General features: G+C 69.9%; 11 protein-coding genes and 1 pseudogene. 7 read left to right on the forward strand and 5 right to left on the reverse strand.

Features of this window, described 5'->3' with window-relative positions; translation table 11 throughout:
* Window positions 1–618 (reverse strand): DUF1996 domain-containing protein (locus tag AB0M62_RS34420; protein ID WP_366078275.1); only part of this gene is annotated, 618 nt, incomplete at its 3' end.
* A gap of 6 nt (window positions 619–624) precedes the next feature.
* The gene (locus AB0M62_RS34425) at window positions 625–1,905 is read right to left on the reverse strand and encodes a transposase (RefSeq protein ID WP_366078265.1); all 1,281 of its coding nucleotides are present in this window, start codon (window positions 1,903–1,905) and stop codon (window positions 625–627) included.
* Between the two features lie 23 nt (window positions 1,906–1,928).
* Between AB0M62_RS34425 and tnpA the strand changes: the two genes are divergently transcribed.
* Window positions 1,929–2,357, forward strand: coding sequence for an IS200/IS605 family transposase (gene tnpA, locus AB0M62_RS34430; protein ID WP_366078266.1), 429 nt, complete (start codon window positions 1,929–1,931; stop codon window positions 2,355–2,357).
* Window positions 2,358–2,456: 99 nt separating this feature from the next.
* Here tnpA and AB0M62_RS34435 read toward each other — a convergent pair.
* Window positions 2,457–2,936: pseudogene (locus AB0M62_RS34435) on the reverse strand (alcohol dehydrogenase catalytic domain-containing protein); the annotation flags it as partial.
* A gap of 254 nt (window positions 2,937–3,190) precedes the next feature.
* Between AB0M62_RS34435 and AB0M62_RS34440 the strand changes: the two are divergent.
* Window positions 3,191–3,466: a DUF5133 domain-containing protein gene (locus AB0M62_RS34440; RefSeq protein ID WP_366078267.1), complete on the forward strand. Its 276-nt coding sequence runs from the start codon at window positions 3,191–3,193 to the stop codon at window positions 3,464–3,466.
* 478 nt (window positions 3,467–3,944) lie between these two features.
* Here the strand turns inward: AB0M62_RS34440 and AB0M62_RS34445 are convergent, their stop codons facing one another.
* Window positions 3,945–4,220, reverse strand: a complete 276-nt coding sequence (locus tag AB0M62_RS34445; protein ID WP_366078268.1) for an isoamylase early set domain-containing protein — start codon at window positions 4,218–4,220, stop codon at window positions 3,945–3,947.
* A gap of 81 nt (window positions 4,221–4,301) precedes the next feature.
* On the reverse strand, window positions 4,302–5,063 hold the full coding sequence (locus tag AB0M62_RS34450; RefSeq protein ID WP_366078269.1) for a uracil-DNA glycosylase: 762 nt from the start codon (window positions 5,061–5,063) through the stop codon (window positions 4,302–4,304).
* Window positions 5,064–5,288: 225 nt separating this feature from the next.
* Between AB0M62_RS34450 and AB0M62_RS34455 the strand changes: the two genes are divergently transcribed.
* The 5 genes from AB0M62_RS34455 to AB0M62_RS34475 all read left to right on the forward strand — a co-directional run bounded on the left by AB0M62_RS34455 (window position 5,289) and on the right by AB0M62_RS34475 (window position 9,212).
* Complete coding sequence (locus AB0M62_RS34455) at window positions 5,289–6,125, forward strand: putative protein N(5)-glutamine methyltransferase (protein WP_366078270.1); 837 nt, start codon at window positions 5,289–5,291, stop codon at window positions 6,123–6,125.
* A gap of 181 nt (window positions 6,126–6,306) precedes the next feature.
* On the forward strand, window positions 6,307–6,582 hold the full coding sequence (locus AB0M62_RS34460) for an isoamylase early set domain-containing protein (protein WP_366078271.1): 276 nt from the start codon (window positions 6,307–6,309) through the stop codon (window positions 6,580–6,582).
* 163 nt (window positions 6,583–6,745) lie between these two features.
* Complete coding sequence (locus tag AB0M62_RS34465; protein ID WP_366078272.1) at window positions 6,746–7,282, forward strand: EF-hand domain-containing protein; 537 nt, start codon at window positions 6,746–6,748, stop codon at window positions 7,280–7,282.
* A gap of 122 nt (window positions 7,283–7,404) precedes the next feature.
* Window positions 7,405–8,445: a permease gene (locus tag AB0M62_RS34470; RefSeq protein ID WP_366078273.1), complete on the forward strand. Its 1,041-nt coding sequence runs from the start codon at window positions 7,405–7,407 to the stop codon at window positions 8,443–8,445.
* On the forward strand, window positions 8,442–9,212 hold the full coding sequence (locus tag AB0M62_RS34475; protein ID WP_366078274.1) for a TIGR03943 family protein: 771 nt from the start codon (window positions 8,442–8,444) through the stop codon (window positions 9,210–9,212). Before AB0M62_RS34470 ends, AB0M62_RS34475 begins: the two co-directional genes overlap by 4 nt.
* The last annotated feature ends 94 nt before the right edge of the window (window positions 9,213–9,306 follow it).

Here is a 9,306-nt window from a genome sequence, read left to right on the forward strand (position 1 = left end):
GACGGCAACCCTCTGAAAGCCATACCCAGTGTCTCTGGATCTCTGGACCTTACGACTGGCCCGTCCAACCCACACAACAACGTAGGACCCTCTGAGACCGCCGCCGTTCACCGGCCAGGTGATCAGCAATTCCAGCCGCGGCACCGGCACCGGGTGACTGGCCAGGCAGGTCTGTCCTGCGGCATAGGTCATGTGATCGCGATGGTTGGGGCTGTCCGGGCGGACACCGTCCCAGCAGGTCGGGAAGTCCAGATAGTTCTCCAGTTTCGTTCCGGCCGGGCAGGTGATGAAGTCGCGGCCGGACTCGGGCCGGCCCACACACGACCAGCGCGCGGCCGGATTGTCGTCCGGGCTCGTGGCCAGGGCGTTCCCGACGACATACTGCAGGCCGCGCGGGTGCGCGACGGCGTGGGTGTGGTCGGTGATGCCCTGGTAGTAGACCGTGACCCGTTCGGGGGCCACGGGCACTCCGTTCTGGTAGAGGGTGGGCGTCCAGTAGGAGGAGAGGTCGGTCCTGGGGGTGCAGTTGGTGGTTCCCGTGCTCAGCGACGTCAGGGTCGACGACGCGTTGGCGGTCCGGTTTCCTTGAAGTGCTCTCCCGGCTGAAGGCCGGGAGATTCCTGCTTACCTCGCGGCAGCGGGCTTGACGCGCTTCGCGCGCCTGACGACTGCCCTCCCGGCAGCCGGGATGAGCGCGTGGCCCATCCGGTACAGGTGCAAGACGTTCCGGGCTGCGTTGTGGTCGGCGTTGCCCGACCAGCCGCAGTCCGGGTTCTTGCACACGAACACGGCCTGGCTCTCCCGGTTGCCGGGCGTGGTGAAGCCGCACGCTGAGCAGCGCCTGGAGGTGCCGGGGGCAGGGACTTTGTGCAGGGTGCCGCCGAGCTGGGCGGTCTTGTACGTCAGCATGGTGACCGTCCGGCCCCATGCCTCCCCGCTGATGGAGCGGTTCAGCCCAGACTTCTGGGCAACGTTCTTCCCCGGTTCCTCGATGGTTCCCCTGGCCGACTTGACCATGTTCGTGATGCTGAGCGCTTCGACCACGACGGTGCCGTATGTGCGGGCGATGACGGTGGTCGTCCGGTGCTGCCAGTCCAGGGCCCGGCGCTTGGCTTTCGCGCGGAGTCCTGCGATCTGGTCGTAGGTGCGGTGCAGCCGGCGGCTGGTGCGCTCGCCGGGCTTGCGGTGCTGCTTACGCTGCGCGGCGCGCTGCTCCAGGTGCACAAGCCTGGCCTTCTCCTTGCCGGTCAGCCATTCGCCGTGCTCGTACGTTTCGCCGTCCGAGAGGGCTATGGGCACGGTGACTCCCACGTCGATGCCGACATCCGGCCCCTGGTGGGGATCGGGCTTGACCGCCAAGGCCTGAACACGCAAGGCGATGTGCCAGCCGAGCGCGTCCTTGATCAGTCGTGCCCCGGTGATCCGGTTCTCCGCGCCTGCACGCGTGCCGACCGGAAGGTCTTTGGTCCACCGGAAGCGGACCCGGCCCACCTTGGGAATGTTGACCATGCCCCAGCGGCGGTGCACGCGGGTGATGTTCAGGTCCCGGCCCTGCGGGATGTCCACGGACATCACCGTGCGCAACCGGCCCTTGAAGTTCGGGGCGTCGGCGCGGCCCTCCCAGCAGTTCTTCCACGCCCGGAAGTACGTCTTCAACACCGCTTGCGCGGCCTGCGCGGGAAGGACAGCAAGAAAGTCGATGTCCTCGCGGGCCTGGCGGATCGCGGCGTCCGCGTTCGGATGAGTCCGCATTTCCTTCGGCATCATCCGCCACCACGCGTGCAGAAGATTCCACATGGTGCGGGCCGCGTGCGCCTGACCATCCGCCGCGCGAACCCCGGCAGGAGACAGTGAAAGACGGGCACGGTGCCCGAACTGCCGTTTGACCAGGGTGTCTTGACTCACGACCGAGAGCATAGCATTGGTTTATGTCACCGCGCTGGAATCCTAATCCCGAGATACGCACCGGACGTCACGTCGTCCACCACCTGCACGTTCATTTGGTTTTTGTCACGAAGTACCGGCGGAATGCGTTCACCGACACCATGCTGACCCGCACCGAAGAGATCACGCGGGAGGTCTGCGCCGACTTCGAGGCGGAGCTGAAACAATTCAACGGCGAACAGGACCACGTCCACCTGCTCGTGCACTACCCGCCCAAAGTCCAGCTCTCCAAGCTGGTCAACTCCCTCAAGGGCGTCAGCTCCCGCAGGCTCCGCCAGGAGTACGACAGCCACGTCCGCCGGTACCTGTGGGGCGGACACTTCTGGTCCGGCTCCTACTTCGCAGGATCATGCGGCGGGGCACCCCTGACCGTCGTCAAGCAGTACATCGAAAACCAGCAGCGTCCCGTCTGACCGCCACCCCGAAGACGCAGAGCACTCCGGCGCTCCGCGCCTCCGGGCCAAGGACGGCCTTCACCCCCGCCCTGAAGGGCGGAGCACTGGCCAAGATCAGAGGTAGACGAAGCGTTCGTCAGGCGGGCCGTCCGGCACCTTGATCGGCAGGCTGTTGCCGAAGGGCACCCGCAGATACTCCGCCTGGCCGCCGGGCACTTGGCCGTACAACTTGGTGTAGCCGAACAGGGCGGCGCCCATGCCCCGTTTACGTACCTGCGTGGTTTCGCACTGGGAGTGCAGACCCTGGTCGCACATGAAGCAGTTGCCGCACGAGACATTGAACGGCACGACGACCCGGTCGCCGGGGGTCAGCGCCGTCACGCCCTCCCCCACCTCCTGGACGACGCCCATGGGCTCATGACCGAGGATGTCCCCGGCATCGAGAAACGGGCCCAGAACCTCGTACAGATGCAGATCCGATCCGCAGATGCCGGTCGACGTGATGCGGACGATGACGTCCGTGGGGTCCTTCAGTTGCGGATCGGGCACGGTGTCCACACGGACGTCCCGCCGACCGTGCCATGTCAGTGCGCGCATGATGTGCCTCCGTCACGCATCGGAATCGAAGCGCGTTCGGCGCCTCGACGCGGGTGCCCAGGAGTCGTACGCCGAAACGAAACCCGCCCCCGGGCCCCGGCGGGGGCGGCTCAGGGCTCCGGCTCTCGGCTCCGGCTGGGGGCTTTGGCTCTGGGCGCTGGGGGGTGTCGGGCTCTGGGTGGAGAACTTCTGCTCCGAGGCGGAGAATGGGCAGCTGAAGCAGGCAGGAGCCCCCTCACGCGAGGAGGAGTTACATGCTGTTGCCGGACCACGACCTGATAGGCAGTCTCCTCACCCGGTATCGAGATCTGGAGCGCCGTATGCTCGCCGATCCGACGCACGGCGAGAATCGCAGCCATTTCGAAGACGCGGCCTACACGCTGTGCGTCCTCCTGGGCCAGCGAACCGCACGCGAGGCCGCCCTGGAGGCGGAGAAATACGTCAGGCAACAGCAACGCGCCCGCGCCGGGCGGCGCGAGGGCGCGGAACCCCCGGGGGGTTCGGCGCCGCCTCATCCCTCGTTGCAGTGACTGCCGCCGCGCCGCTTTCTGCCCCGCGCCCGGCGCCGGGAGGCGCAAGGACAGGCACCGGGAGGTGCATGTCGTGACTGACGTGAGCGCCGTGTGCATCGGCGGATCGCCGGAGCCAGCCGCTCGGCCGCGGCCGAGACGCACGTGAGGCCCATGGCGTACACCTGCCGGCCCACTCGTGCGGCCAGGAGCGCGACTTGCCGCCACAGCCTCCGGCTCATGGGCTCCAGGCCTGCGCGTGCCTGGGACGAACCGACCGCCGCGGTTCGGGAGGCAGCGGTGCCCGGTCGGCTGCGCGTGCGATCCATCGGAAGACCCTCCCTCTCTGTGACAGCAGCTGACGCCGCCGGACCGCGTCGGTTCGAGGCAGACCAGCCTCCCGGCACCCGTGCAGTTGCCCTCCAACCACTCTCATCGGTGCGTGGCCTCCGGCACCGGGAATACGGGAGGCCACCGGGACGGGCCCGGAGGCCCTCGGTCAGGTGTGGATGACGCTGTTGTGACCGTCCTGCTCGTCGGCGTGGTCGTCGTTGAACCAGTAGTCGCCGTGAGCGAGGTAGCGGAAGCCGTAGCGCTGTTCGCTGGGGAGCGCGAGGGTGACGGAGCGCGAGCCGTCGCCCTGTTCGACGAAGGGGTGGGCGCCCGGCTGCCAGTCGTTGAAATCGCCCACGACGCTGACGTGGCCGCAGGGCCGGTCCGCGGGGATGACGAAAGTGATCTCGGTGTGCTTCTTGCCCCGGCTACGCTCCAGCATGGCTGGCCTTTCCTCGAAGGGTTTGGCTCAGGATGGCCACCCTTCGCCCTACCGGCGCGTCCTGTTGGGCCGACGGTGCGGTCAGTCGCCCGTACAGCCGAAGTTCCCGAGCCCCGCCGCGCGAGCCGCCGCCGTGAGGACCCCGGTCAGCATGGCGGGCGTCAGCCGTCCGGTGAACGTGTTGCGCTGGCTGACGTGGTAGCACCCGAAAACGTGCAGGTCCGGGCCGCCGTCGGTGGCCGTCAGGGGGACGTGGGCCCCATGCGCGAAGGCCGGCCGGGGCCGCGGCACGATCCAGCCCGCCTCCGCCAGAGCGGGCAGCGTCGCCTGCCAGCCGAACGCGCCCAGCACCACGAGCGACCGCATGGTGGGGCGCAGCAACTGGAGTTCCCGCACCAGCCAGGGCCGGCAGGTGTCCCGCTCGGCCGGCGTCGGCTTGTTGGCGGGCGGCGCGCAGTGCACCGGAGCGGTGACGCGTACGCCGCGCAGACGCAAGCCGTCGTCCCGGTGCGTCGCCTCCGGCTGACTGGCCAGGCCGACTTCGTACAGTGCCGCGAAGAGCACGTCGCCCGACCGGTCGCCGGTGAACATCCGCCCGGTGCGGTTTCCGCCGTGTGCGGCCGGAGCCAGACCGACCACCATCATGGCGGCGTCCGCAGGACCGAAACCGGGCACCGGCCGCGCCCAGTAGTCCCATCCCCGGTACGCCTGTCTTCCCTCTCGACCGGTGAGCTCCCGCCAGGCCACCAGGCGGGGGCAGGCCCGGCAGTGCGTGACCCGCTCGTCCAGGACGGGGATGCTGCCCGCGCCGGGCGCTTCGCGTTCGGGGAACTGCGCGGTCATGGGGCTCTCTTCGGGGTGCGTGCTGTCGTCTGCCGAAGCTACCCCGGCACGATGGGAGGGCGCGGCAGCCGGGCGTGCATGTAGTGTTGCTGTCTCGTGCAGTGAACGACCGAGGAGGTGAGACCCATTACCGCTGTGTCAGGCTGGGTGCTCTCATCTCACGGCCGTGCGGCTCCTCGATGTAGGTGACCGGGAGGGCGCCCTTCGGCATCCCGAAAGGTTCCCATGTCGCTTTCCCCGTCACCGCTCCGCCGGTCCGTGATCGTCACCCGGCTTCGTGCCGCCGGCTGTGTGTTCGCCGAGGACGAGGCGCGGTTGCTCATCTCCACGGCACGCACACCCGCCGACCTCGCCGCCATGGTGGACCGGCGCGCCATAGGCCTGCCTCTCGAACACGTCCTCGGCTGGGCCGAGTTCTGCGGGCTGCGGATAGCCGTGGACCCCGGCGTCTTCGTCCCCCGTCGTCGCACCGAGTTCCTCGTCCGCCAGGCTGCGGCCCTGGCCCGGGACGGACGTTCCCGTCGGGCCCGGCCGGAAGCGGTCGTCGTCGACCTGTGCTGCGGCTCCGGCGCGGTCGGCGCCGCGTTGGCCGCGGACCTCGGCCGGGTCGAGTTGCACGCCGTGGACATCGAGCCCGCCGCGGTGCGGTGTGCTCGCCGCAATGTCGCCCCATCCGGTGGCCTGGTGTACGAGGGCGACCTGTACCAGCCGCTCCCCGCCGCGCTGCGGGGCCGCGTCGATGTCCTGGTCGCCAACGCCCCTTACGTACCCACCGGGGCGATCGGGCTGCTGCCGCCTGAAGCCCGCGTACACGAGCCGAGAATCGCGCTCGACGGCGGCGCGGACGGCCTTGACGTACAACGGCGGGTGACCGCGGCGGCGCCGCAGTGGCTTGCGCCGGGTGGCCACCTGCTGATCGAGTCGAGCGGGCGCCAGGCGCCGGCGACCGTCGAAAACGTCGCCCGCAGCGGACTGATCCCGCGGGTGGTCACTTCCGACGAACTGAACGCCACCGTCGTCATCGGAACGAGGCCGGCCGGCGGCGGGCGCCCTACCGGCTAGCGCCGGCGTCGCCCGCCCCGCTTCGCCGTCCGGGATGGGTCGGTGACCCCTCTCGTCACAGGGGCCACCGACGCCACCGCGCTGGGCCGAATGAGCGACGGACCGCCCCGTCGGCAGCCGGAACGCGGCCGGAGCGCGGGGAGATGAGGATGCTGATCCGATCCAGACGAAAGGTTTCGCCATGCTGGAGCGCACCCGGCGCCGGAAGAGCACCGAGATCACTTTCATCATCCCCGCAGAACAGCCTTGTGGTCATGTCAGCGTCGTCGGCGACTTCAACGACTGGCAGCCCGGCACCCACCCGTTCGTCGCGCGCGGAGACGGCACCCGCGCAGTGACGATCGCCCTGCCCAGCGAGCGGCGGTACGGGTTCCGCTATCTGGCCCACGGCGACTACTGGTTCGACGAGGAGCAGGCCGACGACCACGACGGTCACAACAGCATCGTGCACACCTGACCGTCACTCCCGCCCCGCCGTCCCAGCGCCACCGGCTCCCATCCGGGCCGTCTTCAAGGCCGGGCCGCCATTCGGGCGCCTGGAGCACATGAACCGATCGCCTCGGCCGCGCGGCGGGTAGGCGTGAGGTACCGGCCGGTCCGGATCGCCCCACCCCCAATCGATGAAGGGACGCACGCGCATGGGCCTGAGGGAGTACCAGGAGAAGATCGCATCCCGGTTCGCCTCGTTCGACCGCGACCGCGACGGAGCGGTGAGCGTGCACGACTTCCGGGAGATGGCCGGCGTCGTCCTCGCCGAGTTCGACGAGTCGGAGCACACGGCGAGCGGCAGGGCCCTCGTGGACGGGGCGGAGCGCTTCTGGCAGGGGCTGGCCGATGCCGCGGACGTCGACCGCGACGGCTCCCTCACGAAGGAGGAGTTCGTCCGGGCGGCAACCGCCAGTCTGCTCGACAATCCGGAAGGCTTCGCCTACATCGTCCTGCCCTGGGTCGAAGCGGCCATCACCATCGCGGACGCCGACGGTGACGGCGAGGTGTCCGCGGCCGAGTGGCGGCGGATGCTCCGCGCCATGAACGCGCACGGAGTCCCCACCGCCCATACCGCTGGACCTGTTCTGACCGTCGACGAGGTCTTGGCCTCCGCGGTGGCCTACTACACGTCCGACCGGCCGATGCCCCAGGTCTCGGCGACACGCTGACGGACACTGCCCACTCGTCCGACCGGCTCCGGCTCCCGTCGGCCGCTCTCCCGGCAGCGTGCCGGATGAGCCTCAGATCTTCCGGCTATCGTGAGGACTTCTCACCGAAGACCGGAGCTGAAGTGAACAACCCGGAAGGACTGGTGGAAGCCCCGAGGGTTGACACCACCCGGCCGCCGACCCACGTCACCCGTGACGGCCGCACCTCCATGGCCGTGCTCGTCGCGGGCGCGTTCGCCGTTGTCCTCCTCCTCACGCTCGCCTGGTTGGCGGGGGCCGCCGACGCGCTGTCGCACCCCGGTTTCCTGGCGTGGCAGACGATCTGTGTGGCGATCACCGTCCAGGCCCTGCCGTTCCTTCTGCTGGGCACGCTGATCTCCGGGGCCGTCAACGCGTTCGTACCCGCGCATGTGTTCAGCAAGGCTCTGCCCCGCAATCCCGCGCTCGCGGTCCCGGTGGCGAGCGCGGCCGGGATCGTCCTGCCGGGCTGCGAGTGCGCCTCGGTACCGGTCGCGGGGAGTCTGATCAGGCGCGGCGTCACACCCGCTGCCGCGTTCGCGTTCCTCCTCTCCGCGCCCGCCGTCAACCCCATCGTGCTCGCCTCCACCGCCGTGGCCTTCCCCGGCAGCCCGGAGATGGTCGCCGCCCGGCTCCTCGCATCCCTCGCCACGTCCGCCGCGATGGGCTGGCTGTGGCTGAAGCTCGGACGCGCCGAATGGCTCCGGATGCCGGCCCGGCACACGGGCCACCGGGCCGGGCGCAGCCGGTGGGAGGAGTTCCAGCTGGGCTTCCAGCACGACTTCCTGCACGCCGGCGGGTTCCTGGTGGTCGGTGCCATGGCGGCGGCCACGTTCAACGTCACCGTGCCGCGCTCGGTCCTGGACACCTTCTCCGGCTCACCCTGGATGTCGGTCCTCTTCCTCGCCGCGCTCGCCATCGTGCTCGCCATCTGCTCCGAGGCGGACGCGTTCGTCGCCGCCTCGCTGACCGGCTTCTCGCCCACGGCCCGCCTGGCGTTCATGGTGGTCGGGCCGATGGTAGACCTCAAACTGATCGCCCTGCAGGCCGGAACCTTCGGCCGGTCCTTCGCCCTGCGTTTCTCGACGGCGACCGCGGTGGTCGCCGTCGCGTGCAGTGCCCTGACCGGGTGGTGGCTGCTGTGAAACGCCACCTTCAGTCCGTACTGCTCCTGCTGACCGGGGCCGGAGTCCTGCGGGTCTCCCTGTTCAGCGACATCAGCCTGCGTTACGTGAAGGAAGGACTGCAGCCCTTCCTCGTCGGCGCCGGTCTCGTCCTCGTCGGCCTGGGACTGGTCGCCGCGTGGCGCGACGGCGTCCCGTTCGCCCGGATGGACCACCTCGACGAGGACGACGACGAGCTCGGTCACGACGGTGACACGTCGCACGCGCACGGGCACGATCACTCCCATGGCCCCCGCGTCGCCTGGCTGTTGCTCCCGCCGGCGCTCGCGATGCTGTTCTTCGCGCCTCCGGCCCTGGGCGCGTACACGGCCGCGCGCGACAGCCCCAAGGTGGTCGAGGAGTACGAACGCTTCGAGCGGCTGCCCGCCCAGGGGCCGGTGCCGCTGTCGCTGACCGAGTTCATCGCCCGGGCCCAGCAGGACGAGAGGCAGAGCCTCGAGGGCCGCACCGTGGTCATGGAAGGGTTTGTCACACCCGGCAAGAACGGCACCTGGGACCTGGCCCGGCTCCTGGTCTCCTGCTGCGCGGCCGACTCGCAGTCCCTGACGATTCGGATGTACGGAGTGAAGGCCCCGGACGCCGACACCTGGGTGCGGGTGACCGGCACCTGGCATCCGGGCGGCACCCTGGGCACGGCCTCCGCGGCGGTGGCCCTCGACGTGACCTCACTGCGGCGGATCCCGCAGCCTGCGATCCCCTACCGGGACGCGGCGCCGGACGCCGCCTGAAACGGCCCCGCCCGGCCGCCCCCCCGCCGGGCGGCCGCCGGGGGCCCCGGATCACCGCCGACGAATAAGACGGAGGCCACCCCCGTGAACGCGC

The sequence above is a fragment of the Streptomyces sp. NPDC051219 genome (genome assembly GCF_040682335.1).
Classification (GTDB): Bacteria; Actinomycetota; Actinomycetes; order Streptomycetales; family Streptomycetaceae; genus Streptomyces.

Excerpts from the sequence above, each read along its gene's own strand:
- tnpA (WP_366078266.1), top strand. The coding sequence starts at position 1,929 with ATGTCACCGCGCTGGAATCCTAATCCCGAGATACGCACCGGACGTCAC.
- AB0M62_RS34440 (WP_366078267.1), top strand. The coding sequence starts at position 3,191 with ATGCTGTTGCCGGACCACGACCTGATAGGCAGTCTCCTCACCCGGTAT.
- AB0M62_RS34445 (WP_366078268.1), bottom strand. The coding sequence starts at position 4,220 with ATGCTGGAGCGTAGCCGGGGCAAGAAGCACACCGAGATCACTTTCGTC.
- AB0M62_RS34450 (WP_366078269.1), bottom strand. The coding sequence starts at position 5,063 with ATGACCGCGCAGTTCCCCGAACGCGAAGCGCCCGGCGCGGGCAGCATC.
- AB0M62_RS34455 (WP_366078270.1), top strand. The coding sequence starts at position 5,289 with ATGTCGCTTTCCCCGTCACCGCTCCGCCGGTCCGTGATCGTCACCCGG.
- AB0M62_RS34460 (WP_366078271.1), top strand. The coding sequence starts at position 6,307 with ATGCTGGAGCGCACCCGGCGCCGGAAGAGCACCGAGATCACTTTCATC.
- AB0M62_RS34465 (WP_366078272.1), top strand. The coding sequence starts at position 6,746 with ATGAAGGGACGCACGCGCATGGGCCTGAGGGAGTACCAGGAGAAGATC.